Annotated in this window: 16 protein-coding genes and 1 pseudogene; 10 read left to right on the forward strand and 7 right to left on the reverse strand. The window is 35.5% G+C overall.

Annotation, left to right across the window (positions count from 1 at the left end; all coding sequences use genetic code 11):
• Nucleotides 1-432: 432 nt before the first annotated feature.
• From UABHE_RS34325 to ychF, 6 genes are all read left to right on the forward strand, one after another.
• Nucleotides 433-1038: a hypothetical protein gene (locus tag UABHE_RS34325; protein WP_372368015.1), complete on the forward strand. Its 606-nt coding sequence runs from the start codon at nt 433-435 to the stop codon at nt 1036-1038.
• Between the two features lie 184 nt (nt 1039-1222).
• Entirely contained in the window at nt 1223-1744 is a 522-nt protein-coding gene (locus UABHE_RS34330; protein ID WP_372368017.1) for a tetratricopeptide repeat protein, read from the forward strand.
• Nucleotides 1745-1755: 11 nt separating this feature from the next.
• Entirely contained in the window at nt 1756-2475 is a 720-nt protein-coding gene (locus UABHE_RS34335) for a hypothetical protein (protein WP_372368018.1), read from the forward strand.
• 966 nt (nt 2476-3441) lie between these two features.
• Nucleotides 3442-3768, forward strand: coding sequence for a YHS domain-containing protein (locus UABHE_RS34340; RefSeq protein WP_372368019.1), 327 nt, complete (start codon nt 3442-3444; stop codon nt 3766-3768).
• A 286-nt stretch (nt 3769-4054) separates the two neighbouring features.
• Entirely contained in the window at nt 4055-4741 is a 687-nt protein-coding gene (locus UABHE_RS34345; RefSeq protein WP_372368021.1) for an EI24 domain-containing protein, read from the forward strand.
• 105 nt (nt 4742-4846) lie between these two features.
• Nucleotides 4847-5956 carry a redox-regulated ATPase YchF gene (ychF, locus tag UABHE_RS34350; RefSeq protein WP_372368023.1) on the forward strand — a complete coding sequence of 370 codons (1110 nt, stop codon included), beginning with the start codon at nt 4847-4849 and terminating at the stop codon, nt 5954-5956.
• Between the two features lie 254 nt (nt 5957-6210).
• On the opposite strand, the gene UABHE_RS34355 is transcribed toward ychF, so the two are convergent.
• From UABHE_RS34355 to UABHE_RS34370, 4 genes are all read right to left on the reverse strand, one after another.
• Nucleotides 6211-9789: a protein kinase gene (locus UABHE_RS34355; protein WP_372368024.1), complete on the reverse strand. Its 3579-nt coding sequence runs from the start codon at nt 9787-9789 to the stop codon at nt 6211-6213.
• A 127-nt stretch (nt 9790-9916) separates the two neighbouring features.
• The gene (locus UABHE_RS34360) at nt 9917-10732 is read right to left on the reverse strand and encodes an ABC transporter permease subunit (RefSeq protein WP_372368025.1); all 816 of its coding nucleotides are present in this window, start codon (nt 10730-10732) and stop codon (nt 9917-9919) included.
• Nucleotides 10732-11655, reverse strand: coding sequence for an ABC transporter ATP-binding protein (locus UABHE_RS34365; RefSeq protein WP_372368026.1), 924 nt, complete (start codon nt 11653-11655; stop codon nt 10732-10734). Before UABHE_RS34365 ends, UABHE_RS34360 begins: the two co-directional genes overlap by 1 nt.
• Nucleotides 11655-15320 carry a DUF4062 domain-containing protein gene (locus UABHE_RS34370; RefSeq protein ID WP_372368027.1) on the reverse strand — a complete coding sequence of 1222 codons (3666 nt, stop codon included), beginning with the start codon at nt 15318-15320 and terminating at the stop codon, nt 11655-11657. Before UABHE_RS34370 ends, UABHE_RS34365 begins: the two co-directional genes overlap by 1 nt.
• A 196-nt stretch (nt 15321-15516) precedes the next feature.
• Between UABHE_RS34370 and UABHE_RS34375 the strand changes: the two genes are divergently transcribed.
• The 4 genes and pseudogenes from UABHE_RS34375 (at nt 15517) to UABHE_RS34390 (ending at nt 20096) form a co-directional block, all read left to right on the forward strand.
• Complete coding sequence (locus UABHE_RS34375; protein WP_372368028.1) at nt 15517-16884, forward strand: lipid biosynthesis B12-binding/radical SAM protein; 1368 nt, start codon at nt 15517-15519, stop codon at nt 16882-16884.
• 290 nt (nt 16885-17174) lie between these two features.
• Nucleotides 17175-17438, forward strand: a pseudogene (locus UABHE_RS34380) (phosphopantetheine-binding protein); the annotation flags it as partial.
• Nucleotides 17431-18627 (forward strand): beta-ketoacyl synthase, encoded by a 1197-nt coding sequence (locus tag UABHE_RS34385; protein WP_372368029.1) that lies wholly within the window; start codon nt 17431-17433, stop codon nt 18625-18627. The pseudogene UABHE_RS34380 and the gene UABHE_RS34385, both read left to right, overlap by 8 nt.
• A gap of 5 nt (nt 18628-18632) precedes the next feature.
• On the forward strand, nt 18633-20096 hold the full coding sequence (locus UABHE_RS34390; protein ID WP_372368030.1) for a phytoene desaturase family protein: 1464 nt from the start codon (nt 18633-18635) through the stop codon (nt 20094-20096).
• Between the two features lie 153 nt (nt 20097-20249).
• Here UABHE_RS34390 and UABHE_RS34395 read toward each other — a convergent pair whose 3' ends face one another.
• The 3 genes from UABHE_RS34395 to UABHE_RS34405 form a co-directional block, all read right to left on the reverse strand.
• Nucleotides 20250-20552 carry a metallophosphoesterase gene (locus UABHE_RS34395; RefSeq protein ID WP_372368031.1) on the reverse strand — a complete coding sequence of 101 codons (303 nt, stop codon included), beginning with the start codon at nt 20550-20552 and terminating at the stop codon, nt 20250-20252.
• 189 nt (nt 20553-20741) lie between these two features.
• Nucleotides 20742-20972 carry a metallophosphoesterase gene (locus UABHE_RS34400; RefSeq protein ID WP_372368032.1) on the reverse strand — a complete coding sequence of 77 codons (231 nt, stop codon included), beginning with the start codon at nt 20970-20972 and terminating at the stop codon, nt 20742-20744.
• Between the two features lie 43 nt (nt 20973-21015).
• Nucleotides 21016-22146: a phosphomevalonate kinase gene (locus tag UABHE_RS34405; protein WP_372368033.1), complete on the reverse strand. Its 1131-nt coding sequence runs from the start codon at nt 22144-22146 to the stop codon at nt 21016-21018.
• Between the last annotated feature and the right edge of the window lie 3 nt (nt 22147-22149).

Consider the following 22149-nt stretch of genomic DNA (forward strand, 5'->3'; position numbering starts at 1 on the left):
TGGAATTTTGTAACTTATTTTTCATTACATCTCTTAAACCAACCGTCAATAATATTCGATGGTATTTTGAAAGTAGAAGTTTTCAAAGTTGAAAACTTAATTTAGGTGCTTGTTTGTAAATTTAAGTTGATGATGTGCCTAATTAATCTACTATTTTATAGTAAGTTAGGGCGCGTCCCTATTTCCCATAATTTGACGTTTTTTTAGATGTTAGTTTTGTTGCTTCCAAACATGTAACAACATTGCGCGTCGAAAGCACCTCGCTGTTGCCTTAAAATAACTAAATTTTATAAAAATTTAAACAAGAGTGTCCTAGTTATTGCAATAGTTGATGGTTATTTTTCTCTCAGAAAGGAGATGCGGGGTTAACAAACTTCTTTTTAAAAAAGTTTAAAATAGAAGTTACCTCGTAACTAGGTTATGAAAAGCTATATGATTTTTCTAATAAGTTTCCTCGTACTTGTGGGGTGTCAAAGCCGTCGTTATACTTTTCGTTCAGTAGAAACAATTTCCAATGATTCTAACTCTGTTCAGGAAGTACACCCTATCAAATATAAAATTGCTTTTGGAGGCGTCGAAAAAGCGAAACAAGATGTTTCTCCAACAGCCAAATTTACATTTAAGCTTACCAACGTAGGCAATGAGCCAATTACAGTACATCCGCACTCTTATAATCTTATAGACGACGATGCTAATAACTTTAACCCAGTTGTACAAAATGCCTCACCTTCTATCATCTTGTATCCACAAAGTTCTACTAATTTTACCTTAATGTATCCGTTTCCTCCTGGATATAATCTTCGTAAGATTGGATCTTTTCGTATTACATGGAATTATGATATTGGTGGTGTAAAATATCGACGTTTGACAAAGTTTATAAAAAGAGAAGTAGAGTATCGAACAAATTATCGTTATAACTATCCACATTTTTATTATTATCCAAGTTTCAATGCTAGTTTCAATTTTGGACATAGACATCGAAGACGTTTTAGATCAGGTATTGGCTTCGGATTCGGTGGTGGCGGTGCTTGTTATTAAGCAATAACAATTTATTCTCTTGAGCGTGCAAAATTGCGCGCTCAACACCATTCCTTATAATCCAACATATTCTCTAAAATTACATTGCAAAGCATAGTTCTCTCCTGCGACAACCCATTTCATTTTTTTATCCAAGTCTACTAGGTATAATATGCCTCAAATTTTGCGAAGAAAGTTTTGTACAATGCGAAAGATTGTTTGTTATTTCTGTCTCACTCTTGCACTTGGCTGTTCTGCATCACCCACAAAAGAAAATGCTGATTATTACACCTTGAGAGGTTATCATGATTATTCCATTAAAATAGTACAGTACAAAGTTAAAGAAGGAGAACCATGGGCATTCTTGCGTATGGGGGTTGCGTATGAACTTGGGCATGGAGTAAAGAAGGATTATAAAGCTGCGATCTCATGGTATGAAAAAACAGCATTCGCATCTAGAAAAAATATCCGCGAAACTACAGAGGGATTCATTGCTCTTTATCACTTAGCAAATCTTTATTTAGAGGGAAAAGGAGTTGCGAAAAATCCCGAAAAAGCATATGAATATATGGAAATAGTAATGGAGCATACCAAAGGAAAGCCGCTACTTTACTGTTGTGAAAATGATAATGGCGGAGGGCGCTTTATTGCCAAAGAAATGATTTCTCATACTCATTACCGCGCGGAAGTTATGGCTAAAAAATTTCAAAAACAAAATAGTCAATAAGGCGAAGAATTGTGGCGAAAAAGAAAAGTAAAAACAAAAAGCAGTCTGGGAAAATTAAAAAAGTTATTGAGGAATCTGTAGAAGTAGAAAACGATAAAAGTAGTATCACTGCTAGGCTAGAGAAAGTCAAGTCTGTTGATGTATTTGAAGGTATGACTCCTGAAAAGCATGTAGATCAGTTAAAAGAGCAAGTTATGTCGGCAGCTAGTCAGCAAGCTCGAAGTATAAATGAAAGCTCTCGTGGATTTCCGTGGACCGAATTTTTAATCGGGTTTATTCTTGGCGGTGCACTGCTAATTGTCATGTTTGTTTTTCATATTAATTTCGCAAAAAATGTAAATAAACGTATTGTAAATTTAGAGAATCGAGTTGCAATGCTGAGTCCTGAAATTACTTCTCCTGATCGCGAATATTTACAAATACTTTCTCAACAACAAATGTTTGCAAGTGAAATAAATGCATTCAAAAGAAAACTACAAAATTTTCCAAGTAGTTTTATGATGGGTAGTGACTCTTTTGAGTTTACCCCTGGCAAAGTTGTTCAAGGAAAAGTGCATTTTACAAAAAAATTTCGCAAGAAACCAACTATTATATACCAAGCAAGCCATCGCGAATTTGAATGCAAAATTGATATTGATGACAAATTTCATTACTTTACCTATGAAATAAGCTCGGCCAAAGTTACCAAAGGAATATACAATTTTTTTTGGGTAGCAGGAATACAAAAATAGGAAGGAAATATGAAAAAAATTGAAAGCACTGATTCCGAAATATTTAAAAGTGAAAAAACGAGATGGAATATTTTTGCTGCTTTGATACTTTTTTTCCTATAAGAATAGAGGAGTCGTTTCTAGGGGGTGATTTTGTTTTCGTTTGTATTTTATTTTCTAGTAGCGGATAGGCAGTTTTTTAGTAAACATGGGTTTTTTTCAATCATGGCCTTTATCCTTTTGGCTGCTTATAGGCCGTTACCAGGTGTATACATATACTCAATTATAGTTGCGGTTATTTACCTCTTTCATAACAGGGTTTTGATCTTAAACAAACGAGAGAATAAGGTAATTAGGGCCTGTCATCATTCAATACACATAAAAATATAACGGATTCATTTAATGATACGCCAGTAGTATTGAGCCCGAGCCCGCGCCCGTTTGCGAGCCGCGCCCGAAAACTTTTTGAGAGCGACAGAAAGTGATTTATTGGTTCAATACTAGTTTTTTGCGATGGAAAAAGAAACTTTGCTTCTTTGATAAATTGTTAGTGAAAGTTTTGGAAACGGGCTCGGGCTCGAAAAAACACACAATATTTTGAATAATGACACGCCCTAGTAAGCAACGTTTCTTTATAACTTTTTTTAGAATAACTTACCCATTAGATAAATTTGAACGCGTAGAGTTATCTGAAAGAAGAGAATTTCTTCCTTATGGAATGACTTTTGTCCGCCATTTTTTATTTCTACTCGGACCAACGAAAGAATTTTGCGTGGGTAAAAGTACTAAAAAATTAAAAAATACTGGGCGTCTAGTTTGTAATTTTCTTGATCTTTCATTGGAAGAGTTTTTAGATGACTGTGCTGATATAGTAAGACGAAAGAGATAAAAATCTAAAAAAAATTATACAAATTACTCACTAAAAAAGCTAAAATTTAGTATGAAAATGTTAATTTATGTTTAGTCAATTTTATTTGCGGAGGTTTCATGAAAAGAGTTATCGTTTTATTTTTCGTTTTGGTTTTCATTATTGCTTGTGACCCTAAGACAGATTCTACCGAAACTAAAGGTAATGACCCACAAGATAAGCAAAATGTAGAAAATACAAATAGTAATGAGCCAGCGATTGTTGAAATAACAGAAGAGTGGGGCAATACTATGTGCCCTGTAATGCCTGATGATGGTGTAGATAAAGAAAAATTTGTTGTCTACGAAGGAAAGAAAGTTTATTTTTGTTGTAATGATTGCATCGAGAAATTTGAAAAAGATCCTAAGAAATATCACGATTTTTTAGCAAAAGCAGAAAAAAAATAGTTTTATACCGTATCTCTAAGTGTATTAATAGTTCTTTGACTATTAGTACACTTATCTTCTACTACTTCCTCCCATGTGAACCAAGAGTCCTGATGCCAGATATGACGAAAGAGCTATCAATTTTTTAGGCGCTATTTTCTGACTTCTTGCCTTATTTTGTTAAAATAAAACCAAAATGTTTAATTGACGACACACCCTAATTTTGCATAAGCAACTAAATTATTTTTAGATGCAAATTCTCAGCAGTTCATAACCTTTTTATAACAAGATGTTTGGAGATATGTATATGTTTTCTGCTTTTTTTTATCCTCTTAAAGGATGTTTGTTTTTTATCTCTCACCCTCGCTTATGGATTCATCTTATTAAGTCTATTTTTATTTCTATTTTGTTACTTGTTGTGATATTTGCTGTGGCTAAGAATAATTATTCATTGCATATCGCTCATGTACCTTTTTTGAAAAAAATAGTACTTAGTTTTGCGTTAGTTGTTGCATCCGCGGTTTCTTTTTTTGCTCTCAATAGCATTTTTACAGCGCGTTTTATGAAGGCTTTATCTATAAATGTGGAACTTCTTGTTTTGAAAAAAGAGATCGCGCAACGCAAAAAGTCTACATTAATGCAATCTATATTTGGTGTTTTTCGTTCTATTCGTTCTATTCCTTTTGTTCTATTTATTTTCTTTTTGAATTTTGTCCCGATAATTGGGCAAGTGATTACTTTTTATTTTTTAGGGCGAAGCTATGCTTCTTTTCCTTTAGATCGAAGAGATTATTCTTCGCAGGAGAGTAGTCGTATTGCGCGAGAAAATTCGCCGCGATTTGTGGGTTTTGGTATTGTAGCTGCTTTTATGATGATACCACCTTTTACAATTATAGCACATCCAATGTGCGTTGTTGGAGGAACACTAATGACTTTGCAAAAAATAGAGCACTGGGATGAGAATGGATTGAAAAATTTTGACAACGCAGGTTAATAATAGGTAGTTACTTATTAATATTCGTTGTTGAAATTTTGGCGCACAAAGAATATCATGCTACAAAGTTGACGATTACAAAATAAATAAAGCATAGGAGATAACATGGCTTTGAACTGCGGTATTGTAGGTTTACCTAATGTAGGTAAATCAACTATCTTTTCAGCTCTGACTTCTGCAAAAGCCGAAGCAGCAAATTATCCATTTTGTACAATTGAACCGAATGTAGGGATTGTAAATGTTCCTGATCCTCGTTTAGATAAGATAGTACAATTTGTTAAACCTAAAAGTATCGTGCCAGCAGCCACTGAATTTGTGGATATCGCAGGGCTTGTAAAAGGTGCTTCGCAAGGAGAAGGGCTTGGAAATAAATTCCTGGGACATATTCGACAAGTAGGTGCTATTATACATGTTGTAAGGTGTTTTAGCGGAGATGAAGTAATTCATGTTAGTGGTAAAGTTGATCCTGTTGATGATATAGAAACAATTCATTACGAACTTGCACTTGCAGATTTAGAAACAGTAGAAAAAAGGAAGCAAGGTCTCAACAAACTCCTGCGTTCTCAAGAGAAAAAAGTATCCGACAAAGCTAAAGTGTTGGAACCTCTTTTAGATGATATTATTCAGCATCTATCCGATGGAAAAGCAGCAAGATTGATGTCATTTGATGATGAACAACTCGAAGCTTTAAAAGATCTTCATCTTATTACAATGAAAAAGCAATTATATTTATGTAATGTAGATGAAGATAGTATAGGTGAAGAAAATGAGCTCGTTGAAAAGGTAAAAAAAATCGCTGAAGAAGACGGTTCTGAAGTTGTCGTGATTTGCGGGCAAATTGAATCGGAAATAGCTGGTCTTGAAAGTGATGAAGAGCGCCAAGAGTTCTTGGAAAGTTTAGGGATGGAAGAGTCAGGACTAAGTACTTTAATTCGCTCTGCGTATAAAATGCTGGGATTACAAACTTTTTTCACAGCAGGCGAAAAAGAAGTAAGAGCCTGGACTTTTAAAGAAGGAAGTAAAGCTCCGCAAACAGCAGGCGTTATTCATACTGACTTTGAAAGAGGTTTTATTAAAGCGGAAATATATCATTGCAATGATTTATTTGAGTTAGAAAGCGAAAAAAGCATTCGCGAAAAAGGAAAGTATCGCATAGAAGGAAAAGATTATCTTGTAAAAGATGGCGATGTTATCTTGTTTCGCTTTAATGTCTAAAAAATGAGTGATTTGCTCGTAAGATTTAAATAGCTCAATTAGGACGTGTCCCTGTTTAGATTTTTACAAAATTCGGGTTAAGTAGTAGCGAGGTTCTTTGAAAGTAAATAGTTCTATTATGCACTTGAAAAGTAACAAAGCTAATGTTTAAAACCACCAAATTATGGAAAATATGAATAGGGACACGTCCTAACAATTAAAAGATTGTAGGGGCATTGTTGTCCTTACATCTTTTACAACAGTGTATTTGTGTATTATTCATACATAATTAAGCGAAGGCCAACAGTGCGCGTGCCTTTTTCTCGTGGACTGTTTTCGCGAAAAGCACAACGTTGGACACTTATCTTCTGGGTGTAGTTTCCACCGCGTGCCCTTTTTTGATCACGATTATTCTGATAATACGGATCGATTTGTTGCTGGTTTGTATAATTGCTTACACTATCGCGGCAAATTTCAGATACATTTCCCAACATATCAAAAATCCCCCAATGATTAGGTTTTTTTTGACGTACAATTGCAGGATGCTGTTTGTTATGATTGTAAGAATTCCATGTATATAGAGATCCTTTTTTGGGAGACTTTCCCCAGAAAAATATATCCGTACTACCTGCGCGACAAGAGTATTCCCACTCTGCCTCAGTTGGAAAGTTGAATTTCTTATCCATTTTGCTCAATAAATCGCGAGTTACAATATTATAACTTAGGTATGTTGCAGGGTACAGTGGGCTACTATCTTTTTCTTTATTCCATGGTGTTGTTTTTGTTATCCTCTCCCAGATTTGCCGCGACATTTCTTCTCTTTGAATCCAAAAAGCTTTTGATAGAACTACCTTGTGACTTATTTCGGCTGCATTTCTTCCGCGTTCATGTTTGGGGGAACCCATTAAGAATCTTCCAGGTGGAACAAAAATCATATTGATTTTAGTGCCTTGAATTGTTACTACTTTGGCAGTTTTTTTTCCAAAAAATTTTGCATAGTATTTTTGGTATGTTTTTGCGTAATACTTTTTTTTACTAGAAGTTGAATTAAGCCAAAATGGAGAGGACATATCTACTATCTCGTTTCCATTGTGACGATAATACAATTTTTTCCAAATATCAGCGTAGAATCCGTATTTTTTTTTCTCTACATTGATATCTAATTTTTTCGTGTGAATGACCTTTTCTTTCGTTTCTATCACTAAACGAAAGGAATATTTTTTAGCGCTTTCTATTAAGAATGGTAAATGAATGTATTTTGTAGCGTTTGCTGGCAACTTTGGTATGTTTTTTTGAGAAATTACTTTTCCTTTACTATATAGTTTTGCTGTTATGTCTGACCAACCTGCTTCGCCATTATTTACTAGCAGTATTGGAACAGTTTGCTCTATGTTAACCACAGCAGGAGTTATGTGAACTTTGATTTGGGTTTGTTTATGTATTTTGGCAAAATATTGTAAATTTGTTTTCCATATATTGTAATTCTCCGTGTCTTTAGCAACGAAACCCCAATACTTATTTGCCATTTCGAAATCGTTTTCGGAAAAAAAGTGAATTGCTAATAATCTCGCATGCTTTTTGACGCTTTCTCCCAAAATTTTAACCATATTTTTCGCTGATATTCCCAGATAGAAAATCTTCTTACTTGTGCCGTGTATTCTAAAAAAACTAGCGTGTGTTTTTGATACTTTTCCTGAAAAAACTTGATTATTTTTTAAAGTAACGGTTATTTCTTTGGTTTTTTTACTGAGAATTTCTTGCATTTCATTGCGTAACAAAGAAGATTGCTTTTTTATATTTCCGAAGTGTAATTGAACATATTGTTTAAGCTTCGGCTCTGAAATTTTAAGTATTTCTTGATCAAGAAATGAGATCTTAACTAATCCTTCGAGCAATATTCTGTGAAAATAGAAATTATAACTTTTCTCTTCTATTGGAAGGTTTATATCTATCTTAGGATTTTTTAATTTCTCAGCCATTTTTTTAGCAATATCTTGCTTTTTGTAGAATACGAGCGTTTGCTCTAATACATGTTTGATTTTTGGATTACGCTGACTTATTGTTTTTAAAAAAGATAAATGATGATGAAAAATAGGCCAAAAGTTTGGAGTAACTTTATGACCTCTTTGTAAAATAGGCAAGTGTCTAAGCAGTTCTCTTAGTATATTGTTTTCAATTTCGTTTTTCCGGCGCTGCATATACTGCCAAGCACGCGTTTTTTCGTATTTTTTATCTACCGCATCAATTTGCTTCCAGATTGCAACTTCATCGCCTTTTACTGGGATTGTCATAAATATTTTTCGAGCTTCTTCTTCTAAAAGAAAAATGTTGTCTTTTTCTGTTTCTTTGTTTTGAATTGCGTTTTGATTATTTATTTTGGCTGCGATCTTATTTTGTTGCGTGTGTTTTTGGAGTTTATTTTCGAGTATATTTTTCTTCTGGTCTATTGTGTTTTTTTGCGTAGTATTATTGCTTTTATTTTCATTGTTGTGTTTCTCTATACTTTGCTTTTTTTCATTTTTCTTTTCTTTACTTTGTTGAACTGTTTTACGTAATTTAGATGTCTTATCTTGACGTGGCAAGAAAATAAATAAACTTAAAGAAATCATCACTACAACCATTATGCTAAGAGGAATTTTATTTTTGCTACTATTTTGATCGGCAATTCTTTGGGTAATACGACTACCTACAGCACGTTGTGTGTTTCTATTTATATTTGTTCTTTTCGCAGGTACTTTTGTGATTTTTTTACCTGCACTAAAATCATTTAGAGCTTTTAATAATTCTTCTGCGCTTTGATAACGATTTTCTTCTTTTTTTCTGATCGCTTTTAAACATATTATTTCCAAGTCGCGTGGAACCTCTTGATTTATTTTACTTGGTGAGATGGGACGGCTATTAATAACTTGATTAAGTATTTGTAGGTAAGATTGTCCTTCAAATGGAGCTTGCCGCACTAACATTTCGTAAAAAATAACTCCAATTGCATAGAGATCTGTACGCTCATCAACGTTTTTTATTCCCTCTGCTTGCTCTGGAGACATATATTTTACTGTCCCAAGTATTTCTCCTGTGCGCGATAATTCCGTTTCGCTATCTGTCAATTTAGCGAGGCCGAAATCCATTATTTTTGGATTTTGATTGTTTTCCATCATGATGTTCTCAGGTTTCAAATCGCGATGAATAACTCCTTGATTATGTGCGTAGCCAATGGCTTTTGTAACTGTTTTTATAATAGAAAGCGATTGCTCAATACTCGGTTTTTGGCGATAAATAAATTGTTTTAAATTTATTCCTGGAACAAAATCCATTATAAAATACGGTATGTTATTTTGTACGTTTGTTTCGTAAATCGTTACAATATTTGGATGCTGTAAACGAGCGGTTGTTTTAATTTCAACATTAAAGCGTTGCAATTGTTTTTGTGTAGCTACTTGACCGAGAGTAAGTACTTTGAGTGCCGCTTCGCGATCCATGCGCGGGTCATAAACTTTATAGACCGTTGCCGACCCTCCTTGCCCTAGAATCTTTTGAATTTCGTAACGCCCAAAACGTTGCGCTTTTTTCGCGTATTTTTGGGTTTTTGAAGAGGAGGTTCCTGGATATTTTGGTGGTGTAGGAGCTGTTGTATTTTCTTGTAGATTTTTAGCCTGCGTAGAAGTTGGAATTTGTTGGGCAATTGCTTTGGCGTCTAGGCCTGTAATTACTTTTTTTTGAACAAGAATTTCACTCAATATTTTATTGACACCCTTTTCTTTTAGCAAACGCTGCAAGTTAAGGTATTTGTATAATTGTTCTTTTGTAATAAAGCCCAATTTTACCGCAAATTTTCCAAATTCTTTGTTCTCTGACATATGCATTCCCAGCTAAACGGATATTGTAATTTGCCCATTACTTACTAGTATAACAGCATTTAGGCAAAAAAATCGAGAAAATTATAGTTGACGCCTTTACTAAAAGTTAAGGCGCCTTAACCTATCTCTAATAATCCTTACGTTGAAAAATAATACAGCTGACAATTAGAGTAACGCCCATAAAAATCAATGAAGAGGTCAGTGGATAGAAATTGGTTTCTTTGCCACTAGACATCTTAGTAGCAATTGTAAGACATTCGTTTATCTTGGGAAGAATATGGTAAGCGCTATCAAGTACATTTGCGAGGAGTGGACTATCTATACCTGCTTTAATTGATTCTCTACTTTGTAAAACTCCTTGCAAGAGATACGCGTATACTAGGTAAATCGAAATACCGGCTCCTGCTCCACGCGTTAACACGCAGCAAAAAGTAATGACAGAAAAAGAAATAGCAAAGATAGCGGCGGCCATAAAAGTGAAAATAAATGGTTGTAAAGTAATAACACCCGCTTTCCATGATAAAATGCTCCAGAAAGTTGCCGTCATTATTAGCATTAGTACTAGAACACCTGATACGCATGCTAGGAATTTGTAAAGCAGAAGTTGAGGTCGCCACAATGGTTTACTTAAGTGTAAGTCGAGAGTTCCAGGTTTGAGGAGGTTGGCTATGACAAATGCAAAAGTAATGATGAATAAGAACAGGATTATGCCAGTTGTTACGTGGGAGAAAAACATCATTTGTTTTTGGACAAATTCTATCGCATTTATTGTTTCGCTGTCACCAAAAAAAGTCGTTTCAATGTTGCCATTTCCTGCAGGTTTTGTGCTTAGTCCGAATATATAAGTGCAAGCGAAAATGGCAGTAATGATTCCAAAAGTTATGAGCATTTTTTTATCGCGTATTTCGCGGAAAGTGTCGATGAATATAGCAAAAAATTTCATTATGCGTTGTCCTTTCCTATGACATCTACAAAGTAATCTTCTAAACTTTGGCGATATGGTACAATGCTGCGAATAGAAATTTCATTTTCGCGTAAAGTATCTATGACAAAATCGAGTTGCTCCATTTGTTCTAAAGTTATATCTATTTGATTGTTGGTATACTCGATATTTTGTACTTTGGTTTTGATAGACTCAATGGCCTTTGTTGCAGAGCCCTCTACATCTATTTTGTATGCATTCTTTGTTGCTACTAGAGATTCTATTGTGCCGCGCCGAATAATTTCGCCTTTGTTCATGATAACAATTTGATCGCAAACTTGCTCTACTTCGCTCAAAAGGTGAGAGTTTAAAAAGATGGTTTTCCCTTCTTGCTTTAACTTCGATATTAAGTCGCGAATTTCCTTACGCCCTAAAGCATCAATGCCATCTGTTGGTTCATCTAAAAATAAAAGCTCACTGTCATTGATAAGTGTTTGTGCTAGGCCAATACGCTGGGTCATACCTTTTGAATATTTTTTTACTTTAGTTTTACGCCATTTTGTCATGCCTACTAGTTCCAGTGTTTCATTAATTTTATCTCGTAGCTTTTGACCACGAACTCCACTTAACCACCCAAAATATTCTAGTACTTGTTCCCCTGTTAAATAGCGAGGATAGGTGTGGTTTTCTGCAAGATAAGACAATTTTGTTTTTACCTCTGTATTGCTGTGAGGTTTGTCAAATATAGAGGCGCTTCCCGACGTAGGTTTTATTATAGATAATAAAACTCGTACTAGTGTGGTTTTTCCTGCGCCATTTGGCCCAAGAATACCAAATATTTCTCCTTGTTTTACTTGTAAAGATATACCTTTAAGGGCATGTACATCGTCTTGAAACATTTGTCCATATTTTTTATGTAGATTCTCTACTTCAATAGCATACATTAAGAAATCCTTTCCGGTTCTAAAATTAAAGGGTAGGAGCCGCAACTACCAACAATTCTTCCTTGTACACAACAGATATTTTCTAAAGCCATAGGAAAATACAGTGTTTGTTTGTTGATTGAAATTTTGGTGATGCCGTCTTCTACTTCAATGTGATACGGGCTATGATCGTTTGACGGAATGGATGTTGTTAATGATTGTATTTTTATGCATTCATTTTTTTGTAAGCACCAAACTTTTTTTTCTATATAAGAATGAGAGATTAAAGTTTGATTTTCTGAAAATTCAAGTTTTACGACGTGTATATCGTGTGCTTCGAATTGCTGAATAGTTGTTTGTTGTTCTATGTCCCATAGAAATATATTACCCTCACTTGCGCTAGCAATTGTGTTACCACTGACAGCTAGGGTGGTGATAGACTGATTATGACCAAGTAAAGTACAAGTAAGGGATTGGTTTTTTAAGTTCCACACATGAATTTTTTTATCATGTGTTCCAATAATAAGATTTTGATTGCAAGGAGAGAATTGTAAACAAGAAACAATGCCAATGGTAAACTCGGTTTGCTGTTTCCCAGTTTCACCATCCCAAAGGATTATATTTTGATCATACGAACCAGAAGCAATATATTTGCCATCTTGAGAGATTGCCATTGCACTTACTAAAAATTTATGTTCTGGCGCCTGTATGTTTGTTCCTGTATTTTTCGTATTCCACAAGCGAACAGTTTTATCCATTGAACCAGAGATCAATTTTTTGCTGTCTGGAGTAAAATGAATACTTCCTACTATACTGTCATGACCATCTAAGGTTGCATTTAAACTATAATCTTTGGTATTAAACAAGAATATTTGCTGCGCACCTACTGCAAGTGTTCCGCCGTCAGAACTGTAAGCGATACTCATTGGAGCAGCTGTTAGATTGTGAGTATAAATAATTTTTTGAGCACTTATATCCCATATCTGAAAAGATATGTGAGTTGAGAGGGCGATATACTTATTATTAGGGTGGAAATCAACGTCGCTGACAATACCTTCACTTTGATAAGTCGTTGTAAGTTGTTGCGTTCCAAGATCCCAAACTTTCATGGTGTTGTCGTAGCAACCAGTGGCAATAAATTTAAGATTTGGACTTATGCTCATATTACTAATAGCATGTGTGTAGCCAGAAAAGCAAGCTACTTGGTCTTGTGTTGTCGTGTTGTAAACGATAACTCGTTGATCGGCGGTTGCTATAGCGAGAAGAGAACCATCTACGCTTAATGCTAGCTTGGTAATCATTAGGTTGGGTTCGCCGATGCTTTTTATTTTTTCACCTCTTGTTACATCCCAAATATCAACCTGTAGACCCGCAGAATAAATAGTACCACCATCAGGCGAGAACCTCACGTCGTTTACCGGAGCTACGTAGGTATGCTCTAGTAGAATTTTACTACTACGTAGATCCCAAACACGTAAAGTACAGTCGTAAGAACCTGAAGCAGCTTTTGTTCCATCGCTACTTATGTCTATTCCCGTAACAGGTTGTTCGTGTTGGCAGATGTTGAGAACGGGAGAATCTAAGCGCGTTGGCAAAGGACGCTTACTGCGTATCCATGGGGTTTTGGTTTGATGTTGTTGCCAATACTCGACAATAGTGCTTAGTTTAGAGTGGTCTTTATTCCAGGGACAAGAAGCGTCATTTTGGTTATAATGTGTAGAGCTATTCGAGTGGTCGTGCCAATAGCCATAGTTCCAAAAAGTTTGGAACAGGCACTGTGGGTGAGATTGTAAAAATTGACCATCCATTCCTAATGCGCGGTCAAGAAGTTGGATTGTTTTTCTGTCAACTTCAATACCTGGAGCTATTTCGCAGTGACTACTTTCGCGTAGTTTGACTACTTGGCCTTGGAGAGCAAAGTGAAAGTCATTTTTTAATTCAGCTACCATTTTTGCATTGCATTTTGCTTGCAAAAATTCAAATTGAGTAAGTGTTTTTAATAGGTCTTGGTATTGTTCGGCCCATTGTAGTTGGTATGGTAATTCTTCTAAAGTTCGATAATATTTGTAGCTTTTGTTTTGTAAATATTCTGCGATTTTTTGATGACATGTGCGCATTCCCGATTTACCTTGGCGCATTTTTATAGCTAACTCAAATTGTGGATGGAAGAAATTAAGGAAATCTTGTCTTTGTACAATAAATGTGCGTAATGATTTTCTTACCGATAGTATAAAGTCATCTCCCACAGATAATATATCCTTGATTTCTTTCTCTAGAATGCCGTTTTCGCCAGCGGCAATTAATCCAAGGTATAGATTGATCATTTCTGTTGCGGGCATTTGTAGTGTCGGAAATTTTTGTGCAAATTCTTTTTCCAAGCGTTCTACTATTTGTTCAAATAATGCTTCTATGCTTAAAGCAAGTTGCCCAACAGCCATTCCAGAAAGCGCTAGTTCTTCAAGAGCAACTTTTAGGTAAAGTGGATTTCCTGCGGCTCTTTTATGGAGTATGTCTGTGTCATTTTCTGAAAAAGAGGTGCGATGTTTTTTCGAAAAAATATTGATAATTTCATTGGTCTCGTTTGTAGTGAGAGGTTGCAATTGAATTGTTTTAACAAAAGGGAATGTTTGTAAGCGATCGAGAGTATCTGCAGGGCGCGAAGAAAGTATTACTCTGACGTTTTCGGATAATGAACGTGGTAACCATAATAAATCTCTTGCATTGTCGGCCGCTTCATCTAATCCGTCTATGATAAGTATCATTGGTTGCGTTATATTTTCCAAAGAGCTTTTAACCGCAGGAAGTAACGATGCAAGGTCTTCAGGAATTTCGTTTAATATTCTCCAGACGTGTAGTTGTTCGGCAATGTTACGTATTATACCGCTAATTTGCCGAGAGTCGCGTCCCATCCCCATAAAATGGGCAATTATCGGTATTTGAGTTCCTTTTCTTTCGCAAATAAATTTTGCTAAAAGAGCAGATTTACCAGTACCAGCCATTGCTTCGATACACAAATAATTATTACGATTTTTACTTTCTGCGAAGCTATGAAGTTGTTGTAAGTATTGTTTTCGTCCACAAAAGCGGTGTAATTTTTCGGCAAGTAGGTTACGGAGAGTATCGCGATAAGATAGGGGTTTTTGTATTTGCGGTGCATTAGGGTAGTCATTATCGACAATACTTTGAAAGTTTTTCTCGACGTTTTGAAGAAGTTGATTTACGTCGTCACAGTAAAATATAGTTTCTTGTTGTTCTTCTAAGAAGTTTTTAAGTTTTTGAATGGCGGCAAAATTGTCGCTTTTTTCCTCGTCGGTACTGGTGAAGCAAAAAAAGCGCCGCTCTTTAGGAATTGTTTCTAGTGCTTTGCGAACTTCCATTTCAGTAACGGAGAAATTTTCCTGATTGTTTTCGCCATCAACGCCTTTCTCAGGAACCCATCCATAACGATTGCCTAGAATAGCTATAAAATAATCGCATTGTTCAACCATGCGAATACACCAGTCGACAACATGTTCGGTTGAAGATCTGTCGCGCCATCTTAAATCATATGAACAAATCGTTAATCTTCTTTGTAAAATTTGTTGTTCTATTTTTTCAAAAATTTGATGTAAACGATCGCGCTCAAGTTCTAAATCTAAAAAAGTTGAGGAAACAAAAACTTTTAGCATCTTCCATGTGTTGAGCATGATACCTCCTGCGACTATTTCGAAAGTTTATTGACAATGATAAAAAAAAAATATCTAATATGAGCCCAAAGGCATAAAATATTTCAGAATTATATAGAAAATACATTTAAGTGACCACTTATTTGTTGAGAAACTTTCAAAATAAACTAGGGATATGCCCTAATTATAAAATTACTCGTGAAATGCAGGTGTAGGGATGAAAATACTATTTATAAATGCCAATCAAGAACGAATGCCTGATCCTGTTCCTCCTATTGGAGTTGCTTACGTTGCTGCAGCAGCGAAACAGCGCGGACATGAAAGCTCATTATTTGATTTAAACTTTTATACAGATTTTGCCGATTCGCTTTATGAAAAAATACGCGAATACGAGCCACAATGCATTGGTCTTTCTATTCGTAATGTTGACAATGTTGCTTATCCTAAAGTAATAACATATTTGGATCATTACAAAAAAATTATGTCCGTATGCCGAAAGGCGTCCTCTGTAACGCCCGTAATTGTCGGAGGGTCAGCGTTTTCGTTATTTCCGAAAGAATTTTTAAATGAACTGCAAGCAGATTATGGAGTTGTTGGCGAGGGAGAACAACTTTTTTGTGACTTAATTGACTCTTTAGAAAAAGACAATATACCAAGTAAAAATAATAATTCAGGACCAACGAATGATGCACGGATTTATTATCCTGTCGGTTTATCTTTAGCATTTGATGAGTTAGTACCAGACAGAGATTTATTTGATGTTGATACTTATTTTCGCGAAGGAGGTAGTATCAATATCCAAACGAAACGTGGTTGTTCTTTACGCTGTACTTACTGTACATACCCACTTCTCGAAGGGATCAAGGTACGTCAACGTGATCCGATAAAGGTTGTCGATGAAATAGAAAATTGTTTAAAAAAATATGGTGTGGATTATTATTTTTTTGTAGACAATGTGTTTAATTTGCCTAATCATCACGCGATTGCTATATGTGATGAGATTATTAAGCGTAAACTAAAAATACGTTGGACAGCATACGTTTCTCCTCTGAAAGTAAGTGAAGAGCTTTTTGCCAAATTTAGCGAAGCTGGTTGTAGCTCTCTAGATTTTGGTATTGATGCCGCAAGCGAAATAGGTCTTTATGCTATGGATAAACTTTTTTCTATAGAAGATATTAAAAATAGCGCGCTTTGGTGTCACAAATACGGTATAAAATTTAGCCATTCTTTGATTTTAGGTGTGCCAGGAGAAACAAAAGAGAGTATTGAACAGACAATCACCAATATTATTGATTGTAAACCGACAGCGGTAATTTTACTAATAGGTGTGCGTATATATCGTGGGACACCTTTAGCGAGAAAGCTAATTGAAGATAAGTGGATTACCGAAGAAAAAATAGGAATAGAGCCTGTTTTTTATGTAGAAGAGGAGGTTCGCGAATATTTGCTTGAACGAATAAGTAGTCTTGCAGATGAGCGTTCAAATTGGATTGTCCCTGGACTAAAGAAAAAGATGAACGCGCGCTTTTTTAAAAGAGTTCGATCTCGCGGTGTAAAAGGTCCACTGTGGGAAGCTTTTTCTTAGAGAGTTGATTAACTCTTGGAAGAAAAAATTCTTCAAGTGTTAAGGAATTTCTTTCAGGTGTTATTCTTTGCCTCGACAAAGAATTTCTTCAGGTGTACTCCTTGCCTCAACAAGGAATTCCTTGATATGTGACTCCTTGTTTTGACAAGCAATTCTTGAGGTGTCATTCCTGGCTTGACCAGGAATCCACAAAATAAAATAGACTGTCGTGGATTTTGGAGTTTATGTATTTAGGTTGTATGGATATTAGAAACCTAATTGATATTTAGAATTACTGTAATTTTGAGAATACTATGGAAAATTTAAAACAAGAACTAAAAGAACTTATTATCACCGCCGCGAATCTCGATGACATTACTATGGAAGAATTTGAAGATGATATGCCATTATTTGTCGAAGGGCTTGGGCTCGATTCTATTGATGCTCTAGAAATTGTGGTACCTTTAGAAAAAAAGTATGGTGTTAAATTTGATGACGAGGAAAAAGCCAAAAAAGCGCTTTTTTCTGTACAAACTTTAGCTGATTTCATTGAAGCAGAAAGAAAGAATGGATAATCATCGTGTTGTTGTTACGGGATTGGGAATTACAAACAGTCTAGGACATTCTCTAGAAGACGTAAGCTCCGGCTTGGCAAGTGGTAAAAACAATTTTGAAATACAACAGGAAAAAACGCAGTTTGGTTTTCAAAGTCTATTACAAGCTGCTATGCCAGGACAGAGTATATACAAAATAGAGAGACGAAAAAGGCGTTTTATGTCTGAGTCTGCGATTTATACAGCTCTTTGTTGGTTGAAGGCTGTAGATCAGTGCGGGTTAGACCCTCAACAATTTGTTGGCCCAGAGGTTGGAATCATTCTTGGTAATGATAGTTCGTCACAACCTTTAGAAGATTTAATGGCTACGCTGAAGAAATACAAAGAAACGCATTTCTTGGGATCTAATATGGTTCTTAAGGTTATGAATTCGTGTTGTTCGATGAATTTAGGCCCTTTTGTTGGGGCACGAGGTATTAATATTACCGCTAGTGCGAATGATGCTTCTGGTGCTCATGCATTAGGTTATGCTTATAATCTTATTCGTAGTGGTAAACAACAGGCTGTGATCAGCGGCGGCTTCCAAGAGATTAACTGGATATCTATGGCTAGTTTTGATGCTTTAGGGATATTTGCTAAAAGTGAAATACCTACAACAGCATGTCGACCGTTTGATCAAGAGCGTATAGGAACGGTGCCTAGTGGCGGAGGAGCTCTGCTTGTTTTAGAAAATTTAGAGCGCGCACGTCGTTTAGGACACAATATATACGGAGAGATTATTGGGTACAGCTTTAATTCGGGAAAGAAAACGGTTGAAGCTTACGAAACATGCATGAGAAGTGCTTTGAAAAGTGCTAAATTACAAAGTGAAGAAGTCGAATATATAAATGCTCATGCTTGTGGAATTACTGACGATGATTTAGAAGCGCAAGCGATATATAATGTTTTTGGTTCTGAAACTCCGGTATCCTCTACAAAATCAATTACCGGGCACGAGCTCTGGATGTCAGGGGCTTCGGAAGTTCTTTATTCTTTGTTGATGATGCGCGATGAGTTTGTCGCACCATCAATGAATTTTGAAAAACAAAACCGCGATATTCCAAAGATTAACATTGTCACTGAAACTTTACAGTGCAAACCAAAAGTAGTACTTTCTAATACTTTTGGACTAGGTGGAACAAATGCTTGTATTATTATTAGGGCTTTTTAAAACGAATGAAATATGACTATCTTATTATTGGAGCGGGTCTATCTGGATTAACACAAGCATGCATTTATGCACTTGAAGGAGCAAAAGTGTGTGTAATTGAGAAACAGCGAATACCTGGCGGGTATATCCAGACCTTTTCTCGAAAAAAATATCGTTTTGATACCGGTTTTCACTATGTTGGTAGTACTGATCCACACAAACCAATGCGTCGATTTTTAGAGTACCTTAATATTTTTACTAATTTAAAAATCCATTATTATGATGATGAAGCGTGCTTTGAGATTGCAACTCCAAGACAAAAATTTGTCGTGCCATCCAAATTAGATCTTTTTAAAGAAAAATTGACTTCTACTTTTCCTGAAGATGCACAAGCAATACAAGAACTTTTTGAACTTGTTAAGACTATTACTTCCTCTTTTAGGTGGTACCACCTCGATATAAATAAAACCTACGAGCGCTTTAAATCACTTCCTACTTATAGCCTTTCTCAGTGGATGAATGAAAGGTTTACTTCTCAGTGGCTAAAAGAGATTTTGGGTGCTTTTTCTTATAACATAGCTCTTAACGCTGATGAGATACCTATCGTTGCGTATGCTATATGTCTAGATTCGGTATTTGATCGTACTGTGTGGTTATACGATGGTGGTGATGGACTTGTTGCACCGTTAATGGAAAAGGTAAAAGCACTGAACGTTGATCTCTATTTCTCAACGCAAGTGGAAAAGATGTTATGTGAAAAAAAACGAGTGCATAGTGTTGTGACATCATGTGGCAAAGTTTTAAATAGTGATTTTGTAATTTCGACTATCCATCCGAAGCTTATTGTTCCTATGTTAGATGATAGCGCGCTACGCCCGATTTTTAAAAACAATATTTTAGAAATGAAAGACTCGCGAGGGAGTTTTGGTTTAAATATTATATTAAAAGAAGAACTAAACATAGATGCCTTGAATTATATTTACATTACTAAAAACCGCCCATATGCTGGTATATATATAAACTCACCGAGTTTACTAAATGATAAAATTGCCGCAGAAGTTCCTTATCGCCCGCGATTAAATGTGTGTACTTTTGTTGAATCAGAAGAATTTATGGCCTTTAAGGGTTCTAAATTTGGTAAACGCCCACAGCAATATAAAGACTTAAAACAGAAATACACTGATTTTATCCTAGAAGATTTACAAAAATACATTCCTGATTTACAGGATAAGATTAGCGATGTTTACTCTTCTTCTCCACTAACAAACGAACATTACACTGGTAGTATAAACGGAAGTGCTTTTGGTATTTCTCACGATATCTCTCAACAAACAATTCACCGACCCCCACAAAGAAGCCGCGTTAAAAATTTGTTTTTCTCAGGACAATCTATGAATATGCCTGGTATTTGCGGAGTAGTAGTCAATGCATTTACTACCGCTGGGTTAATATTAGGTGAAGACTATCTATTTCACAAAATACTAAGGTGAAATCAGCGATGGGACGTTATGGACTAAGAAGCGAACAATGAGGAAAAATAGAGCTATTATTACCAGGTAAGCAATAAAATATAGGAGTGACAGCAAAAGAAATCGACTATTTGTTAAAACTGTTTTATATGTTGATTGATAACATGCTTGAAATTAACGGCCATACCACAATCTTTTGCCACTAATTTCAGGTAGAATATTTGTGGCATTGATTTTCTGTATGGCTTTTTCGATATCATATTCTATACGATGGGTTGATATGTGCTTTGTATCACTATCATATATTGCACAGCATGCTTTAGGGTTACCATCGCGCGGTTGTCCAACACTTCCAACATTGACTATAACGGAAGTATTTTGATCAAAAGTTAAGTGTTGTTCTTGAGAAAAATTTCCGTTTTTAAAAAATACTATCGGTACATGTGAATGACCAATGAAACCGATAGTGGTTTCCAAAATGGCAAAAGAAAATTGCGCATCTTGAGCGGTTTGAATGTAGTCAAATAACTCTGGATGATTAAAAGTACTATGTGTTAGACTGATCTCGTCATCTATTTGTATTTTTAAATCTAAATTTGCTAGATAAGATGCCTCTTCTTTATTGAGTTGGTCTTCTGTCCACCGGACACATCGTAAAGCAAATGGTCACCAGTAAGCCATTTGTAATTTACCAACAACTGCGTAGTCGTGATTACCAGCAACAACAATAGAGGATAGTTCGCGAATTAGTTTTACACATTCTTTTGGGTTTGCGCCAAAATTTACAATATCACCTACACATAAATATTTATCGATATTCTGATTTTCTAGAAAATCAATCACTGCTTCTAGTGCTTCTAAATTAGAATGTATGTCTCCAAGCAATCCATAACGCATTTAGATTTACTCCTGTGTTGGTGATTGAAAGTATTTTTGTGTTTTAAAATAATTCTACGCGTGTACCTCTACTGCTTAGCTCTAAATCAATAGGAATAATACTACTTTCTTGCCACGATCGCAGTATTGTTTGTGAATCTTCCTCATTTGTTGCTATCGCTATGCCACAATCTCCTCCTCCAGCACCTGAAAATTTTCCTGTAGCATTGTTTCCCTCGGCAATATCAGCAAGCAATGCTAGTTCTGTGGTTTCTAAGTTACGATAGCTAAATTGATTCATATCACGCAATAGATAGCGATTTTGCGTAAGGAGTTTCAATATTTCCTGGTTATTTTGTGCAAGTATATTTTGTTTTACTTTGTCGACAACCATTGCAATTTCGCGCATTTTATCCATGTATTCCTGTGAAGAATTTTCGCGAAATTCACTAAGAGAGCGAATGAGCTTTTTAGTGTTTGCGCTGTAACCAACAAAACCAACGAGTAGTTTAAGATTCGCAGGGAAATTTAATGTCTCGTGGTGTAGTCCTGGCCAGTCTTTGTCCAGCACACTCATTATTCCTCCTGCTTCTATTTGTTCTGTAAGCCACTCAGCGCAAAAACGTTTATAGTAAGTGACTCCTCCCCAAACGGAAGCGGCTATATCGAAACCGCTACCTAATTTGTCTTGTACAAGATAGTGAGCAATACACGCGATATTAAAGATCACTTTTTGGGTTTGAGGTTTTTCAATATCGATGTTGTGTAATTGAAATATTGCGGAAACAATTCCAACGGCTATTGCTGCTGAACTTCCTAAGCCGATTTTGTATTTTTTACCGTCATCTTTTTCGACAATCGTTTGCTTTGAAGAAGTTGTTAACGAAAAATGATTTAGCGCAATGGATTTTGTTTGTAGATATCGTAGTGAGATTTCCATTGTTTTACGACTCAGATTAAGCTGTGCTTGTTGAATTTCGTTTAACGGAGTTTGCCAATGAATTTCACCATTATCAGTATAATTAAATTCTGTTGTTGCTATTTCAAAGTCAGGTGCTGCGAATAAGTATTTGTTGTGTGGTTCAATAAAAATAGAAATACCAGCATTCACAGCCATTACTATACACGGTAAGTCTTTTTCTAGAACACACCATTCGCCTGATAACATCAATTTTCCTGGAACAAAAATTTGCATAGT

Source organism: Candidatus Uabimicrobium helgolandensis, assembly GCF_041508025.1.
Classification (GTDB): Bacteria; Planctomycetota; Uabimicrobiia; order Uabimicrobiales; family Uabimicrobiaceae; genus Uabimicrobium; species Uabimicrobium helgolandensis.

Coding starts and splice junctions, on each gene's coding strand:
- UABHE_RS34375 (WP_372368028.1), top strand. CDS start 15,517: ATGAAAATACTATTTATAAATGCCAATCAAGAACGAATGCCTGATCCT.
- UABHE_RS34340 (WP_372368019.1), top strand. CDS start 3,442: ATGAAAAGAGTTATCGTTTTATTTTTCGTTTTGGTTTTCATTATTGCT.
- ychF (WP_372368023.1), top strand. CDS start 4,847: ATGGCTTTGAACTGCGGTATTGTAGGTTTACCTAATGTAGGTAAATCA.
- UABHE_RS34390 (WP_372368030.1), top strand. CDS start 18,633: ATGAAATATGACTATCTTATTATTGGAGCGGGTCTATCTGGATTAACA.
- UABHE_RS34405 (WP_372368033.1), bottom strand. CDS start 22,146: ATGCAAATTTTTGTTCCAGGAAAATTGATGTTATCAGGCGAATGGTGT.
- UABHE_RS34330 (WP_372368017.1), top strand. CDS start 1,223: ATGCGAAAGATTGTTTGTTATTTCTGTCTCACTCTTGCACTTGGCTGT.
- UABHE_RS34355 (WP_372368024.1), bottom strand. CDS start 9,789: ATGTCAGAGAACAAAGAATTTGGAAAATTTGCGGTAAAATTGGGCTTT.
- UABHE_RS34400 (WP_372368032.1), bottom strand. CDS start 20,972: ATGCGTTATGGATTGCTTGGAGACATACATTCTAATTTAGAAGCACTA.
- UABHE_RS34370 (WP_372368027.1), bottom strand. CDS start 15,320: ATGCTCAACACATGGAAGATGCTAAAAGTTTTTGTTTCCTCAACTTTT.
- UABHE_RS34385 (WP_372368029.1), top strand. CDS start 17,431: ATGGATAATCATCGTGTTGTTGTTACGGGATTGGGAATTACAAACAGT.
- UABHE_RS34325 (WP_372368015.1), top strand. CDS start 433: ATGATTTTTCTAATAAGTTTCCTCGTACTTGTGGGGTGTCAAAGCCGT.
- UABHE_RS34345 (WP_372368021.1), top strand. CDS start 4,055: ATGTTTTCTGCTTTTTTTTATCCTCTTAAAGGATGTTTGTTTTTTATC.
- UABHE_RS34360 (WP_372368025.1), bottom strand. CDS start 10,732: ATGAAATTTTTTGCTATATTCATCGACACTTTCCGCGAAATACGCGAT.
- UABHE_RS34365 (WP_372368026.1), bottom strand. CDS start 11,655: ATGTATGCTATTGAAGTAGAGAATCTACATAAAAAATATGGACAAATG.